The following is a 15762-nucleotide window of genomic DNA, read 5'->3' as shown; positions in this document are numbered from 1 at the left end:
AACGCTGTTTTAGGATGGTCGCAGAACCAAACAACAGGAGCTGCAACCATGTCCCATCCCGTCTCTGCACTGGCCCCGGCGATCGCTGCGTATATCGATGCGGCGAATGCGCGCGATACGTCGAGGGTCGCCAGTTTTTTTGCCGAGGATGCCAACGTGTTCGACGAAGGCCAGCATCAGGTCGGCCCGCAAGCCATCGCGCAATGGATGCAAGACACCGGGCAACGTTATCAGCCTCGGGTCGAAGTGCTGGAGGTCCAGCAACGCACCGGCAAAGTGCTGCTGCACGGACTGATTTCCGGGACATTCCCCGGCAGCCCGGCCCAGCTGCGCTATACGTTCCGCTTGAACGAGCAGGGCAAAATCGCCCGCCTGGATATTTCCCTGTAAGCATCGTGGCATACTGCCGCGCATGACTTTCGACTCCCCCCTCAGCGCCTGGCAGTACGCCGTTCAACACAAGGGCTTCATCCAGGATGAAGCTCAGGAACACGCAGTCTGGGCGCTGCAAAAATGCCATGAAGCCTTGCACGCCAGTGCCCGTTCGGTCACTGGCGTATATCTGTGGGGGCCGGTCGGGCGCGGCAAGACCTGGCTGATGGATCAGTTCTATCAGAGCCTGCGGGTGCCGGCGCGACGCCAACACTTTCATCACTTCATGGGCTGGGTGCACCAGCGCTCGTTCCAGTTGACCGGGATTGCCGATCCGTTGCGCGTGCTGGCCAAAGAGCTGGCGGCGGAGGTTCGGGTGCTGTGCTTCGATGAGCTGTTCGTCAACGACATCGGCGACGCGATCATTCTCGGGCGGTTGTTTCAAGTGATGTTCGACGAAGGCGTGGTGATCGTGTGCACATCCAACCTGCCGCCGGATGATCTGTACGCCGATGGCTTCAATCGCGACCGTTTTGTGCCGGCCATTGCCGCGATCAAAGCGCACATGCAGGTGGTTGCGGTGAATGGCGCCGAGGATCATCGCCTGCATCCGGGGGCGGGTCTGCAACGCTACTTTGTGGCCACGTCCGGTGTGAGCGCGCTGGAAGAAGTCTTTCAGGCGTTGAACGCCGGGCAGCCAGCCAGCGCCGAACCGGTGGCGGTCGGTCACCGTCAGTTGAACGTGGTGCAGGCCAGTGAAACGGTGTTGTGGTGTCGCTATGCTGATCTCTGCGAACAACCGTTCGCCGCCATGGATTTCATCGCGCTGTGCGATCGCTACAAGGCTATTCTGTTGAGCGAAGTGCCGAACCTCAGCGCCCGGAAACGCGAAGGGCGCATCGCGCGCGGCACCGAAGATGGCGCTGAGCGGGTGGTGGCCGGTGATCGCGAGTTGCCGCAATTGTCGGTCCACGATGACGGCGTGCGGCGTTTCATCGCGCTGGTCGACGAGTGCTACGACCGCAAGGTGCCGCTGTACATTGAGGCGCAAGTGCCAATGGCTGCGTTGTACACCGAGGGTTATCTGGAATTTCCGTTCCGCCGCACCCTCAGTCGCTTGCAGGAGATGCAGTTGCAGCGCTTTGCCGAAGCTTGAGTGAAGAGGGCGCTGACATGAGCCAACCGCTGTCCCATCATCTGCTGACCATGGCTTACCAGAATGCCTGGGCCAATCATCGTCTGGCCAAGGCCTGGAGCCAACTCGGCGCGGTTGATCTGGCCGCCCCCAGGGTGAGCTTCTTCCCGAGCATTCGCCTGACGCTTAATCACATCCTGACCTGCGACTGGTTTTACGTCGATGCATTGGAGCGCGAATTGCGCGGGGCCGAGCCGCATCCTGACTGCTATGTGTTTTTCAATGCGCACGAGCCGTTTACCGAGGGCCCGCAGCTGCGTGAAGAGCAGGCTCACGTTGATCGACGGCTGATTGCCTATTGCGAACAACTGCGCGATGTCGATCTGCCCCGGATCGTCACCATCGCGCGCGACACGCCGCAGCACGACAGCCGTTTGCGCATGCTGTCGCACCTGTTTGAGCATCAGCTTCATCACCGTGGCCAGGTGCACGCGATGCTTAGCGGCACTTCAGTGAAACCGCCGCAACTGGATGAGTTTTTCTGTGCCGGTGAGAGCGAATTGCGCGCCGAAGACTTTGCCGAACTTGGCTGGACCGAGGAGTTGATCTGGGGACACTGACAGAGCAAAAGATTGTCGCCCGGTCCGCACTCGCGCTAAGGTCAGGCAGCCTTTCAGCACGCACTTTGCGCGCCGGGGCTTTTGTGTGTTCGGGGATGGAAATGGATTCCGCAGAGATTCTTGTACTTCAAGCCAGCTACAGCAATCCAACGCACGCCGAGGCCATCGGCATCGTGCTCAATCATTATGCTGAAGATCCCATGGGCGGCGGTCATTCACTTGACCCCGATCTGCTGCGTCGACTGCCCGAAGAACTGGCCCGGCGACCGCACGCGTTCAGCGTGCTGGCCTTTGTCGGTGGCGAACCGGCGGGGCTGGTGAACTGCTTTGAAGGGTTTTCCACGTTTGCCTGCAAACCGCTGGTCAACGTCCACGACGTGGCGGTGGTGGGCAAGTTTCGTGGCCTCGGTCTGAGCCAGAAAATGCTCCAGAAAGTTGAGGAAATCGCCCGCCAGCGTGGCTGCTGCAAGATCACCCTCGAAGTGCTGGAAGGCAACGCCGTCGCGCAGAATGCCTACGGCAAATTCGGCTTCGTGCCGGGCATGTTCGACCCGAATCACGGGCGCATGCTGTTCTGGATCAAGAATCTGCAGGCCTGAAAAGCCTGAAAAGCCCCTCACCCTAACCCTCTCCCGGAGGGAGAGGGGACTGACCGAGGTGTTTGGGCAAGGTACGCCGACCTGAAATATCGAGTCGAACTCAGGTTTGAAAAAAACCACAAATCAAACACCCAATCCTGCTTGCCAGGCAAACTCCGATCCCGAAAACACCACAAAACAGCTCCCTCTCCCTCGGGAGAGGGCTGGGCGGGCGGCGTTCCGATGAGGGGCGAATTCACCACAAATCAAAAGCCGGACACCCAATCCTGACTAATCAACTGAATGCCCATAAAAAAGGCGCCCTAATCAGGGCGCCAAACTGTCTTCTCCCAGGCCAGAGCGGAGCCACGGGAGGTCCATCGGTTGCTCGGTCAATCTCAGTCGCGGTAAGACTCGGTCACTTGCGCAGTCTGGTCGGCGGGAACGCGAATTTCTTTCGCGTTGGCGTCGCTCTGCTGCGCGCTCTGGGCGTGGTGAACCGGGAAGTTGTCGTAGTAATACCGCATACGCTCAGCGCCGCCTTCGGCGAAGACACTGGCAGAACCCAGGGCAAACAGCCCGGCAAGGATTACGGTAGCGATTTTCATGGTGCCTCCTACTGAACAAGTGGGAGCCGTTTCATCCATGAATCAGAACTCGAGAGGAGTCTCTCCCGTGTGAATTAACACGGGGTTAACGCTCGTTTAGTGTAGGTTTTGCAGCATGTTGCAGAGCGATATCGGACAGACGCGGCGCACAGGGCCGCGTCAGAAAGCAAACGTCAGAGCTTCCAGTCGAGACTCACCGTTAGTGTGCGCGGATCACCCCAATACACGCCGTCATAGAAGCCGACGTTGTCGTAATATTTCTTGTCGAACAGATTGTTGACGTTCAGCGATGCTGACAGGTGCCTGTCGAACTCATACCGCGACATCAGGTTGACCACGGTGTAGCCGCTCTGGTTGATGCGCGTCTCTTCAGTGTCGAGGCCAACCGGTCGGGGCGCGGTGCCATACATATCGCTTTGCCAGTTCACCGCGCCGCCGACGGTCAGCGCCTGCCATTCGCCCGGCAGACGATACGCGGTGGAGACGCGCAACAGGTTCATCGGCTGATTGGTGTTGGTTCGCTCGCTTTCACCGTCGACCGAGTGGGTATAGGTGTATCCGGCGGTCATGTTCCAGCCACGGAGAATTTCCCCGGACACTTCAGCTTCAAAGCCGTTGACCTTGTTGCCCTTGCCGCCGGATTTGTAGAACTGCTCGCGGGTAACCGGATCCGCCGGCACCGAGTTATCGAGTTCGGCGACGTTATCCTGCTTGCTCCAGAACAGCGCCGTGGACAGGTTCAGGCGTTCCTCGAGCAAACTGCCCTTGAGGCCCAGCTCATAGTTTTTACCCACCACCGGGTCGATGTATTTGCGATTCTTGTCGCGATTGCCCTGGGGTTTGAAGATATCGGTGTAACTCACGTACGCCGTGTATTCCGGGGTCAGGTCATACAGCAGACCGGCGTAAGGCGTCCAGACGTCGTTCTGTTGCTGGCGGGTGTAATCGACCTCGGTCAACTGCCGGTTGGCGTTGTAGCTGTTTTCGGTTTTGGACGCTTCCCAACTGCCGTAACGGCTGCCCAACACCGCGTGCAGCTCATCCGTCAGGCTCAGGCGCGTGGCGATGTACCCGGCTTTCTGCCGGGTATTGTCCTTGGAGCCGGTGAGGTCGGTGACGGTGTCGCTGAATTTGGCGATGTCGCCCATGTATTTCCAGTCGCGAATGGTCCCGTAGCCCTTGGGGCGCGCACCGGCAATGGTGTAAGGAGAGTTCGAGCGGCGCTCGGCCTCTCCGTAGCCGAACATCATTTCGTGCTCGCGGCCCAGCAGCGAGTAGGGGCCGGAGACATTGAAGTCATACGCCTGCATTTTCTGCGTGCCGATCATGTGCGAGATGTAGGCGCTCATGCCGCTGCGGTCGGGCTCGGGATATCCAGTGCCAGCGTAATAGACCTTGCCGTCGGTATTGCTGTCGCGGTGGGTGTACGCCGCTTTCAGGCGCCAGCCGCCAGCCAGTTGCTGATCGAGAGTGGCAAACGCGGTTTTGTCCTGCAGCGGCCAGGAACTCCACGACGTCGCCATGTTGGTCGAACGTCCCAGACCGGCCTTGCTGCCATCGGCATTCCAGTAGGGCACGGTGCCCCAGGACGAGCCTTGCACATGCTTGTTCTGATAATCGTAACCGACCGCCAGCACAGTAGAGTCGGTCAGATCCGCCTCGAGCACGCCATATCCGACTTCTCGTTGCAGTGCGTATTTATCCTTGATCGACTGGTTATCGCGATAGGCCAGCACCGTGCGTCCGCGAAGACGACCGTCGAACGCCAGCGGCCCGCCGACATCGACATAGCTGTAGTAATTGTCGTAACTGCCACCACTGACCCCGGCCAGCGCCTGCCATTGCGCGGTCGGACGCTTGCGCACCATGTTGATCGTTGCCGACGGATCGCCCGCACCTGTGGTCAACCCGGTGGCGCCGCGCACCACCTCGATACGGTCATAAATGATGGTGTCGGAGTCCGACTTCATGCGATCGAAGGTGTTGAGCATCCCGTCGATCTGGAAGTTGTTGATCGCATAACCACGCGACGAATAGCTGACCCGATCGGAATCCAGATGCTGTACCACAATGCCCGTGGTCTGGCGCATGGCCTCGGACAATGTACCGAGTTTGAAATCATCCATCTGCTGACGTGTGATCACGGAGACCGATTGCGGAGTTTCCTTGATCGACAGGTTCAGGCGAGTAGCGGTGCTCATCGCGCCGGTGGTGTAGGACTCGGTGTTTTCGGTGGTGGTGCCCAGGCCTTTTGCGCTGACGTTGGTCGCGGCCAGCTCCAACGCCGGATTGCCGGGCTGCGACGATTTTTCGGCTTCGGTTTCAGCCAGCAAATCAGCGCTGAACGCAGCGCTGCACAGGCCGAAGGTGAGGGTCATGGAACGGGTAATGGGCGCGAACATCGCAGCCGACTCCTTGTCTTCGAGGGAAAAATTCCGTTTGTTCAAAGACGAAAGGTGGGGCCGGGATTTAGTATCAAACGAGAAATATTGTTATTTGAAAGTGTGTCGAGCATGAAAAAGGGGCCTTTCCAGGCCCCTTCGGTATTACTGCTCCGCCGCGTCGGCGACGGTGGTATCGGGTTTCTTCGGCTTCATCAGGCTGAAGTCGATCAGCGCACGCTGGTCGGTCTGGTACGGGTCGCCGATCAGCAGTGGCCGCGCCTTGAAGCTGTCGCTGACCAGGCTCTTGCTGCGGTCGAGCTCATCGAAGCTCAAGCCGGCAAGATCAGCCCAGGTGTGGATCAGGTGCGAGCTGCTGTACGGACGATCGAGGTCGCCGGCGAAGTTCCAGTCGTGGTTGGCTTTCCACTTTGGCGACGCCCAGGCCATGAACGGGATGGTGTACATCGGCGCGGTCGGTTTGTTTTCGTTGCGGCCCAGGGTCTTGTGGCCGACCGAGTCGAACACGTCTTCACCGTGGTCGGAGAGGTACAGCAAAAAGCCGTTCGGATCGGATTTGGCGTAATCCTTGATCAGGCTCGACACGACGAAGTCGTTGTACAGCACGGCGTTGTCGTAGCTGTTGTAGGTCGGTACCTGATCATCACGCACGCCCGCTGGCACGCCGGTACGGTCCTGGAACTTGTCGAACGTCGGCGGATAGCGGTACTGGTAGCTCATGTGCGTGCCGAGCAGATGTACGACGATGAGTTTGCGCGGTGCGGCGTCAGCCAACGCCTTGTTGAACGGCTCGATCACGTCGCCATCGTACTGCGCGGCGTTCTGGTTGCGGTTGTTGTTCAGGTACACCTGCTCGTCGGCCTGTTCGGAGAACGTGGTGAGCATGGTGTTGCGCTTGGTCATGGTCTGCTGGTTGGTGATCCAGAAGGTCTTGTAGCCGGCCTGCTTCATCATGCTGACCAGCGACGGCGTGGACAGGTACAGATCCGGGTTTTCCTCGTCGGCAAAGGTCAGGACCTGCTGCAACGCCTCGATGGTGTACGGACGCGGGGTGACGACGTTGTCGAACACCGCCAGTTGATCCTTGAGCTTGTCCAGTTCCGGCGTGGTGTTGCGCTGATAGCCGTAGAGGCTCATGCGCTGACGGTTGGTCGACTCACCGATCACCAGCACCAGGGTCTTCGGCTGATCGGCCGAGGCGTCCTTGAGGTTTTTCAGCGGCGGGATCTTGCTGACGTTGTGCAGCATGCCCTGCATGTCGGCGAGGGTATCCAGATAACGGTGATAAGCCACGGCCATCTGCCATGGCACGGCCGGCTCGATGCGGGTTTCGAATTTCTCGAAGCCTTGGGCGAAGGTGCCCATGCGCATCGTTTGTTTGACCAGCGGATAACCGACCACGGCAATCACGATCGCAAGTGCTGCGACCAGCGCGCGGCCACGGGGCATGTACACCGGGCGCAGGCGAGTCCACAGGAAGTAGGCGAACGCGGTATGGGCGAGGAACGCGGCAACCATCCACCAGGCAAAGTACTGGGTCATGTACTCGCCGGCTTCAGAGATGTTCGACTCGAACATGATGAAAATCACGCTCTGAGAGAATTCCTGCTGATAGATGAAGAAGTAACCGAGGCTGGCCATCGAGCAGGCCCACAACACCACGCCGATCACGGCAGCGAGCAATTTGGTGCGTTTGGGGAAGAGCAGCATTGGCGCGAGCCACAGCGCGCTCATGAAGAACGCCTGGCGGAATCCGCTGAAACCGGAGGTGCCGGTCAGCTGGATCAGCAGTTGGGTGATACCGGAGAAGTACCAGAAAAACACAAACAGCCAGAGAAGACCGGCCCAGTCGAAACCTGTCGCAGTCGTTTTGCTGCGTTTGAACAATGCCATTCGGCGCTCCAGCTTACTCGTTACAACCACCGCCGGAACATCCGAGAAACCGACGAACGGAGGCCGTACGCGAAGGTACGGCCAGAATGGGGGCGGAGTATTACGAAGAGAATGTGAAAAGTTTGTGAGTTGCCGCTTTTTGCAGACAGAAGCGGGCAGGTATACAGCGGGTCGGGAACCGCATTTGCCGTTCCCGAGTCAGGCGGGGATCAAGCGTGCGGGTGGCGCTGAACGACCGGCAGGGGTTTGGGCTGAGCGCCCTGAGTCAAAGCGCGCAACTGCGCCAGTTCCTGTTTCAACTGGTCGCGCTCGTCTTTCAACTGGCGCAATTCATCGCGACGGATTGTCACGTACAGGGTTTGTGGCGGCATTGCTGTGTGTACTGTGCCCATTGCTCACCTCGCAAATGGCGTGCATCAACTGTAAATCGTCCCGGTTGGCGGGTACTGACTTACTATCGGCGCCGATTTTGATTTCTTTTGCCTGTGAATGGAACTTTTTTATTTTTCATGGTCGGTGTGTCTTCGGCATGATTCGGGGCGTTATCAGTCTGGATCGGGCACAATGCCCGGAAACTTCATCGCGACGCTCTGGACTAACCTCCATCAACTGCGTTGGGCTATAACCAATGACACACATTTATTTGTAGTAAGGAGCATCAGCACATGCAACTCGGGATTATTGGACTGGGCCGCATGGGCGGCAATATTGCGCGACGTCTGATGCTCAACGGGCACACCACCGTTGTTTACGACCGCAATACCGCTTTCATCGATAACCTGGTCGCCGAGGGCTCCACCGGCGTCGCCGACTTGCCGGCACTGGTTGCCGGCCTGGCCAAACCGCGCGCGGTCTGGGTCATGCTGCCGGCCGGCGCACCGACCGAAGACACCATCAACACCCTGAGCACTTTGCTCGAAGCCGGCGATACCATCATCGACGGCGGCAACACCAACTATAAGGATGACATTCGCCGGGCCAAGACCCTGGCCGAGAAGGGCCTGCACTACATCGACGTCGGTACTTCCGGCGGTGTCTGGGGCCTGGAACGCGGCTATTGCATGATGATCGGCGGTGACGCTGAAACCGTGCAGCGCCTCGACCCGCTGTTCGCCGCACTGGCGCCGGGCATGGGTGACATCCCGCGCACCAAGGATCGCAAGTCCGATGACCACCGTGCCGAGCACGGCTACATCCACGCCGGTCCCGCCGGTGCCGGGCACTTTGTGAAGATGATTCACAACGGCATCGAGTACGGCATGATGGCCGCGTTCGCCGAGGGCTTCGACATCCTCAAGACCAAGTCCAGTGAACGCCTGCCGGAAGATCAGCGTTTTGATCTGAACGTGGCCGACATTGCTGAAGTGTGGCGTCGTGGCAGCGTCGTTTCCTCGTGGCTGCTGGACCTGACCGCCGATGCACTGGCCAGCGATCCGAAGCTCGACGGTTTCTCCGGTTCCGTCGCCGACAGCGGCGAAGGTCAATGGACCATCGAAGCCGCCATGGAACAAGCGGTGCCGGTACCGGTACTGTCGAACTCGCTGTTCTCGCGCTACCGCTCGCGCGGTCAGGGCACCTTTGGCGACAAGATTCTTTCGGCCCAGCGCTTCGGCTTCGGCGGCCACGTGGAGACACCGAAGAAATGACCCATACGATCCGCAGGAAATCCAAGGCAGAACCCGCACCACCGACCACGCTGTTCCTGTTCGGTGCCCACGGCGACCTGGTCAAGCGCTTGCTGATGCCTGCGCTGTACAACCTCAGTCGCGACGGCTTGCTTGACGAAAACCTGCGGATCGTTGGCGTTGACCACAACGCCATTACCGATGAAGCCTTCGCGCAGAAGCTCGAAGACTTCATCCGTACCGAAGTGGCGGCGAAGGTCGGCAAGGGCGATCAGATGCTTGATCCGGCCTTGTGGGCCAAACTCGCCAAAGGTATCAGCTACGTCCAGGGCGACTTTCTGGACGACAGCACTTATTCCGCGCTGGCGGCGAAAATCGCCGACAGCGGCACCGGCAATGCGGTGTTCTACCTGGCCACCGCGCCGCGTTTCTTCAGTGAAGTGGTGCGCCGACTCGGCAGCGCCGGTTTGCTTGAAGAAACGCCGGAAGCGTTCAGAAGGGTGGTCATCGAGAAGCCGTTCGGCTCCGATCTGCACACCGCCGAAGCATTGAACGCCTGCCTGCTCAAGGTAATGTCCGAGAAGCAGATCTATCGGATCGACCATTACCTGGGCAAGGAAACCGTACAGAACATTCTGGTCAGCCGGTTCTCCAACAGCCTGTTCGAAGCCTTCTGGAACAATCATTACATCGACCACGTGCAGATCACTGCGGCGGAAACCGTCGGCGTCGAAACCCGTGGCAGTTTTTACGAACACACCGGCGCACTGCGCGACATGGTGCCCAATCACCTGTTTCAGTTGCTGGCCATGGTCGCTATGGAACCGCCGGCGGCTTTCGGCGCTGATGCGGTGCGTGGCGAGAAGGCCAAAGTGGTTGGCGCGATTCGTCCGTGGACGACTGAAGAGGCGCGGGCCAATTCGGTTCGTGGCCAATACAGCGCGGGCGAAGTCGACGGCAAATCTCTGAACGGCTACCGCCAAGAGCCCAACGTCTCGCCGGACAGCACCACCGAAACCTACGTCGCCCTGAAAGTGATGATCGACAACTGGCGTTGGGTCGGCGTGCCGTTCTACCTGCGCACCGGCAAGCGTATGAGCGTGCGTGACACCGAGATCGTCATCTGCTTCAAACCGGCGCCGTACGCGCAATTCCGTGACACCGAAGTCGATGAACTGCAGCCGACCTACCTGCGGATCCAGATCCAGCCCAACGAAGGCATGTGGTTCGACCTGCTGGCCAAACGGCCGGGGCCGGCGTTGAACATGGCCAACATCGAGCTGGGTTTTGCCTACAAAGACTTTTTCGAGATGCAGCCGTCGACCGGTTACGAGACTCTGATCTACGACTGCCTGACCGGCGACCAGACGCTGTTCCAGCGCGCCGACAACATCGAGAACGGCTGGCGTGCCGTGCAACCGTTCCTCGACGCCTGGCAACAGGATGCAAGTGTGCAGACCTACGCCGCCGGTGAAGATGGCCCGCAGGCTGCCGAAGATTTACTCACTCGCGATGGCCGCGTCTGGCATGGCCTGGGATGAGTGACGTGTCAAAACAACCTATCCGTTTTCTGCTCAGCGATATGGACGGCACGCTGCTGCTGCCCGATCACACACTGAGCCAGCGCACCATCGATGCAGTGCGTTCGTTGCGTGAGGCCGGCGTGTTGTTCAGCCTCGCCACCGGGCGGCCGCCAAAAGCCATGCTGCAGCAGATTGAAGCCCTGGGCGTTGATTTGCCGACAGCGGCATTCAATGGCGGCACGATCGTCAATCCGGATGGCAGTTTGCTGGTCGCGCATTACCTGCCGGCCACCACCGCGCTGATTGCACTGGCAACGTTTGCCGATCAGCCGGATGTGGAAATCTGGGTGTTCAGTGGCGGCGACTGGTTGCTCAAGGATCCGCACGGGCCGATGGTGCCACGCGAACAGCATGGCCTCGGTTATCCGCCGGTGGTGGTCGAGAGTTTCGAACCGTATCTGGAACGCATCGACAAGATTGTCGCGACCAGCAACAACACCGAACTGTTGATCGAACTGGAGGCGCGACTGTTGCCCAAGGTCAACGGCATGGCGCAAGTGTCACGTTCGCAACCGGTGTATCTCGACGTGACGGCACTGGAGGCCAACAAGGGCACTGCGCTGGCGACCCTGGCCGAGCACTTGGGCATACCGCTGGAGCAGACTGCTGCCATCGGTGATGGCGGCAACGACCCGGCAATGTTTCATTGCGCAGGCTTGTCGATTGCCATGGGGCAGGCGGAGGAGGCGGTGAAGCGCCAGGCCGACGTGGTCACCGCGCCGAATACCGAAGACGGCGTGGCTCAGGCGATCGAGAAATACATCCTGCGTCACTGACCCCGCATAACCAAATGTAGGAGTGAGCCTGCTCGCGATAGCAATATATCAGTCACCATTTCCTGGGCTGATAAACCGCTATCGCGAGCAGGCTCACTCCTACAGTTTTTACGCGGTGTTGATCAGAGCCAGTAGCTCACCGCATACCAGCCCAGCAATCCCATCACGAAGGTGTACGGCAACGCCATCCACACCATCCGCCCGTACGACAGACGCACCAGCGGCGCAATCGCCGAGGTCAGCAAAAACAGAAACGCGGCCTGACCATTCGGCGTCGCCACACTCGGCAGGTTAGTGCCGGTATTGATCGCAATCGCCAATGTCTCGAAATGCTCACGGCTCATGTGCCCGGCAAGGAACGCCTGTTTCACTTCGGTGATGTAGATCGTCGCGACAAATACATTGTCACTGATCGCCGACAGCAAACCGTTGGCAATAAACAGCATGCCCGGTTGTTGCTCGACCGGCAGCGCCAGTACCCACTGGATCAACGGCGCGAACAGCTGTTGATCGTGAATCACCGCCACTACCGCAAAGAACACCACCAGCAATGCGGTGAACGGCATGGCGTCCTTGAACGCGCTCCCCAGTCGATGCTCGTCGGTGATGCCGGTAAACGCGGTGATCAACACAATCACCATCAAACCGATCAGGCCGACTTCAGCGATGTGAAAGGCCAGGCAACCGATCAGGATCAATGCCGCCGCGCCTTGCACCAGCAGCGCAGCGCGTTGGCGAGCAGTACGTTCGGCGTTGTCTTCGGCGGCGTAGTTGGCCAGCACGGCGCGAACATTGTCCGGCAGCAGCGTGCCGTAGCCGAACCAGCGCAGCTTCTCCAGCAATACGCAGGTCACAAGACCGGCCGCCAGCACCGGCAGCGAAACCGGCGCGACTTTCTGGAAGAACTCGCCGAAGTGCCAGCCCATTTCGTGGCCGATCAACAGGTTCTGCGGCTCCCCGACCAATGTGCAAACGCCGCCCAACGCCGTGCCGACCGCGCCGTGCATCAACAGACTGCGCAAGAAGGCGCGGAATTGTTCCAGATCGTCGTGATGCAGTTTTGGCAGGTTCTGGTCGTCAGCGAACTCGCTGTCCTGGCGCGGATCATTGCCGGACGCGACGCGGTGGTAGACGGAATAGAAACCGACCGCTGCACTGATGATCACCGCCGTCACCGTCAAGGCATCAAGAAACGCCGAGAGAAACGCCGAAAGAAAGCAGAACATCAAGGCCAGTGCCGCTTTTGAACGCACGCCCAACAGCAGCCGCGAGAACAGAAACAGCAATAGATCCTTCATGAAATAGATGCCGGCCACCATGAACATCAGCAGCAGGATCACCGGGAAGTTGTGCACCAGTTCATCGTAAAGCGCCTGTGGCGTGGTCATCTTCAGCAGCAGCGCTTCGATCAGCAACAAACCGCCGGGCATCAACGGATAGCACTTGAGCGCCATCGCCAGGGTGAAGATGAATTCGATCACCAGTAACCAGCCGGCCGCGACCGGGCCAACCGTGAACAGCACCAGCGCATTGAGGATCAGAAAACCGACGATGGTCGCCTTGTACCAACGCGGCGAGTGCCCGAGAAAATTGTGCGCGAACGCCTGGGCCAATGAACCGGACATCGGTTGCTCCTTGTTTTATTGAAGCGCGCAAGTTGCCGGATGTGTCAGGGAAGATCAAGGTGCTCGTCGATTTAATCCCGTCTGTCGTAGTTGAAACAGGTTTTTTTACAATTGGCGGTTTTAAACAATAAGACCCGCCGAGTCATCCTCGACGGATCTTTTCACGATGAACAGAATTACCGTTGCGGCAGTTTCGAGGATGCTACTTGGATTTTCCAAGGCTCCGAGACCCGATCCGGTCCGGATCGGCAGATAAACGTATAACTGAAGCCGGGTTGCAAGTCCTCAACGAGTGCAGTGAAAATTCCGTACTGATTCGCATCGAAATCAACTCCATCATGTACATCGCTGAGGATGCGACCGTGCTCGTATGCTTTTGCAGTACCGACCAGAACCACTGCTGTTTGCAGCGTGGTTTCGCCATCTTCGATGGGTTGATGATTTCCTTGGCCGTAGCCAAACTGAATACTCAACAGTGCCTGTTTTTCTATCAGAATCTCCCAAGGGGCTGATTCCTTGCCGCTCAACTCTCGAGCAATGAATTTATGGTTGCCCGGCCGAAGGTCTTTCAGGTGAGCACTCCAATGCCCAGTCTCAGCGACATTTAACAGCCGAAGCACTATCCCGTTATCGACAAGTTCCACTACCTGACGAGGCGGGGCCCAGCCGGCAAATTGCAGAGAGTTATGTGTGGTGCTTGAACCGTTTTCGATCAGCTCATTGTTAGGGCCGACTACATATTCGATGGATGTCTGGCGCCGTTCGTCCACGGTGACTGACCAAGCGGATGATTCTTTCCCATCTAGATCGAGCACGGTGTACTCGTGAAAACCCTGAGACTGTTGAAACAACTCGGCAACGAAGTGGCCTGTTTCGTCAACGACAATAGAGGCAATCGCAGTTCCTCCGTCCAGAATGTGCACTACTGTCTTCGAAGTGGCTACGCCCTTTAGAAAAAAATCACTAACCTGAACAATACTGCCGCTTTCGATATACGTCCCGTTGCTGTCGGTGAGTTCGAGGATCCGTGGTTCAATGGTTCTGGCACGCTTGTCTGAAGCTTCAACCTGAGTAAGCCGTCCGGACAATTTCTCTTGATCAGTCATGTCAAAAATTCCTTTTTCAGATTCAACACGCAGCCATCTGCGTGCGCCTCCATCTGACTGCTGATCCAAGGCTGCGTCTACTGTCAGAAATTACAGGTAGAGAGTTGAATCCGACGAATGGTAAACGCCGTTACCGACTGTTTTCTATTGATTGAGATACCGCGCCACCATTGCCCGGTAATTCCCATCCAGCGAATAACCGCCCACGAGAATGGCGTCATCCGCCTGCACGGCCAGCGAATTGGCCGTGTCCAGACTTCGGCCCAGCCGCGTGCGCAGCCAGCCTTTACCGTCGCCAAAACTGTGATCCAGGTCGCCATCACTCAAGTAGCGAGCGACGATGAAATCCGCTTCGATTCCACCAATGGTTGCACCGACCGCGATGATGCGGCCGTCCGCCATGCGCTGGGCGGCGCTCCACTGGCAGCCGCTGGGGCCGATTTCCAGGAGGTGTGGCTGGCCGCCATGGTTGTGCAGATTGGGGCGGCCATTGGTGTGCGGGCTGAAGGCCAGGCAACGGATCGGGTCGCGACTGCTGCCGAAACAGTGCAGCGCGTCGGCGGACTCAAGGACCTGACTGACCAGAGCGCTGTTGCCGTGCGCCTTGAAGGCCATGAAACCGTCTACGGCGAAGCGTTCATCGAGGCGCCCGTCGGGCAGATAGCGCGCCAACAGACCTTCCTGCGGAAAGTCGATGGAACCTGCCACCACGATGCGCCCGTCCTGTTGCACCAGCAGGCTGCTCAGCCAGGTGTTGAGCAGCAAGTGGCGAATCATCACAAAACCGCGGCCATTAAAGGTTTCATCCAGGCTGCCATCGGGTTTGAGGCGAATCAGCATGCCGGCATGGTCGGCGAGTTCGAAGTGGTGATTGGCGATCAACAGAATATGGCCGTCGTCCTGCACGACGAAGTCGCAGGCTTCGGCACCCGGTACACCCGGCGGCAGCCAGCTGTCACGACTGCCCATGGACAGGTCGCCGGGCAGGCGCACCACTTGACGGCCGTTGTCGCCGAAGCGCAAATCCGGCTTGCCCTGAGCGTCGAACAACGCGAGTGCGGGCAGGGTGCGATGAGCGTTTTCATAGTGCAGGCCGGCGAGCAGGATGCGTCCGTCGGGCAGTGCCTGGACTTTGCCGGCCGTGGCTTCGAAGCCTGGAGCAAAGGTATCGATCACGCTGCCTTGCTCGCCAAAGGCCAGATCGGCCGAGCCATCGGCGAGCATTCGCGCCAGTCCGAACCGGTTGCCGGCAGCAACGCCGACTTTCGCTGCGACGAGGATCCGTCCCTGTGCATCGAGGGCGATATCCTCGGTCAGGCTGGACAGACTGCCAGCGAAATACACTTGGGCGATGCCGGTGGTGGCGAATGTTCTATCGAGTTGGCCGGCAGACGTCGATAACGCCGGCAGCGCAAAAGTGTTCAGAGTGGACATGCACG

Annotated in this window: 14 protein-coding genes; 7 read left to right on the top strand and 7 right to left on the bottom strand. The window is 58.9% G+C overall.

The genetic code is table 11. From position 1 onward, the window contains the following. Positions 1-48: 48 nt before the first annotated feature. The 4 genes from U6037_RS15270 (at position 49) to U6037_RS15255 (ending at position 2726) form a co-directional block, all read left to right on the top strand. Positions 49-390 (top strand): nuclear transport factor 2 family protein, encoded by a 342-nt coding sequence (locus U6037_RS15270; protein WP_322843555.1) that lies wholly within the window; start codon positions 49-51, stop codon positions 388-390. Positions 391-412: 22 nt separating this feature from the next. Further along, the gene (gene zapE / locus U6037_RS15265; RefSeq protein ID WP_322843554.1) at positions 413-1528 is read left to right on the top strand and encodes a cell division protein ZapE; all 1116 of its coding nucleotides are present in this window, start codon (positions 413-415) and stop codon (positions 1526-1528) included. 17 nt (positions 1529-1545) lie between these two features. Beyond that, on the top strand, positions 1546-2127 hold the full coding sequence (locus U6037_RS15260) for a DinB family protein (protein ID WP_322843553.1): 582 nt from the start codon (positions 1546-1548) through the stop codon (positions 2125-2127). A 101-nt stretch (positions 2128-2228) separates the two neighbouring features. Then, entirely contained in the window at positions 2229-2726 is a 498-nt protein-coding gene (locus U6037_RS15255) for a GNAT family N-acetyltransferase (RefSeq protein WP_322843552.1), read from the top strand. Positions 2727-3103: 377 nt separating this feature from the next. Here U6037_RS15255 and U6037_RS15250 read toward each other — a convergent pair whose 3' ends face one another. The 4 genes from U6037_RS15250 to U6037_RS15235 form a co-directional block, all read right to left on the bottom strand. Then, a complete protein-coding gene (locus U6037_RS15250) occupies positions 3104-3313 on the bottom strand; it encodes a hypothetical protein (protein WP_150649465.1) in 210 nt (69 codons plus the stop codon). 173 nt (positions 3314-3486) lie between these two features. Continuing rightward, entirely contained in the window at positions 3487-5715 is a 2229-nt protein-coding gene (locus U6037_RS15245; protein ID WP_322843551.1) for a TonB-dependent siderophore receptor, read from the bottom strand. Positions 5716-5859: 144 nt separating this feature from the next. Continuing rightward, a complete protein-coding gene (locus tag U6037_RS15240) occupies positions 5860-7608 on the bottom strand; it encodes a phosphoethanolamine transferase CptA (RefSeq protein WP_322843550.1) in 1749 nt (582 codons plus the stop codon). A 209-nt stretch (positions 7609-7817) separates the two neighbouring features. After that, complete coding sequence (locus U6037_RS15235; RefSeq protein WP_064391122.1) at positions 7818-8000, bottom strand: DUF6026 family protein; 183 nt, start codon at positions 7998-8000, stop codon at positions 7818-7820. A 273-nt stretch (positions 8001-8273) separates the two neighbouring features. Between U6037_RS15235 and gnd the strand changes: the two genes are divergently transcribed. Genes gnd through U6037_RS15220 form a run of 3 tightly spaced genes read left to right on the top strand, consistent with a single transcriptional unit; the run spans position 8274 to position 11592 of the window. Further along, positions 8274-9254 carry a phosphogluconate dehydrogenase (NAD(+)-dependent, decarboxylating) gene (gnd, locus tag U6037_RS15230; RefSeq protein ID WP_007914838.1) on the top strand — a complete coding sequence of 327 codons (981 nt, stop codon included), beginning with the start codon at positions 8274-8276 and terminating at the stop codon, positions 9252-9254. Continuing rightward, complete coding sequence (gene zwf, locus U6037_RS15225) at positions 9251-10774, top strand: glucose-6-phosphate dehydrogenase (RefSeq protein ID WP_322843549.1); 1524 nt, start codon at positions 9251-9253, stop codon at positions 10772-10774. Before gnd ends, zwf begins: the two co-directional genes overlap by 4 nt. Next, entirely contained in the window at positions 10771-11592 is an 822-nt protein-coding gene (locus tag U6037_RS15220; protein WP_322843548.1) for an HAD family hydrolase, read from the top strand. Before zwf ends, U6037_RS15220 begins: the two co-directional genes overlap by 4 nt. Before the next feature lie 122 nt (positions 11593-11714). On the opposite strand, the gene nhaB is transcribed toward U6037_RS15220, so the two are convergent. From nhaB to U6037_RS15205, 3 genes are all read right to left on the bottom strand, one after another. Then, positions 11715-13217: a sodium/proton antiporter NhaB gene (gene nhaB / locus U6037_RS15215; protein WP_322843547.1), complete on the bottom strand. Its 1503-nt coding sequence runs from the start codon at positions 13215-13217 to the stop codon at positions 11715-11717. Positions 13218-13393: 176 nt separating this feature from the next. Continuing rightward, positions 13394-14323, bottom strand: a complete 930-nt coding sequence (locus U6037_RS15210; RefSeq protein ID WP_322843546.1) for a hypothetical protein — start codon at positions 14321-14323, stop codon at positions 13394-13396. A 144-nt stretch (positions 14324-14467) separates the two neighbouring features. After that, on the bottom strand, positions 14468-15757 hold the full coding sequence (locus U6037_RS15205; protein ID WP_322843545.1) for a hypothetical protein: 1290 nt from the start codon (positions 15755-15757) through the stop codon (positions 14468-14470). Positions 15758-15762: the final 5 nt, after the last annotated feature.

This window comes from Pseudomonas sp. B33.4 (assembly GCF_034555375.1).
Taxonomy (GTDB): Bacteria; Pseudomonadota; Gammaproteobacteria; order Pseudomonadales; family Pseudomonadaceae; genus Aquipseudomonas.
The sequence above is the reverse complement of the archived record's forward strand: the minus strand, read 5'-3'. Positions and strand labels throughout refer to the sequence as shown.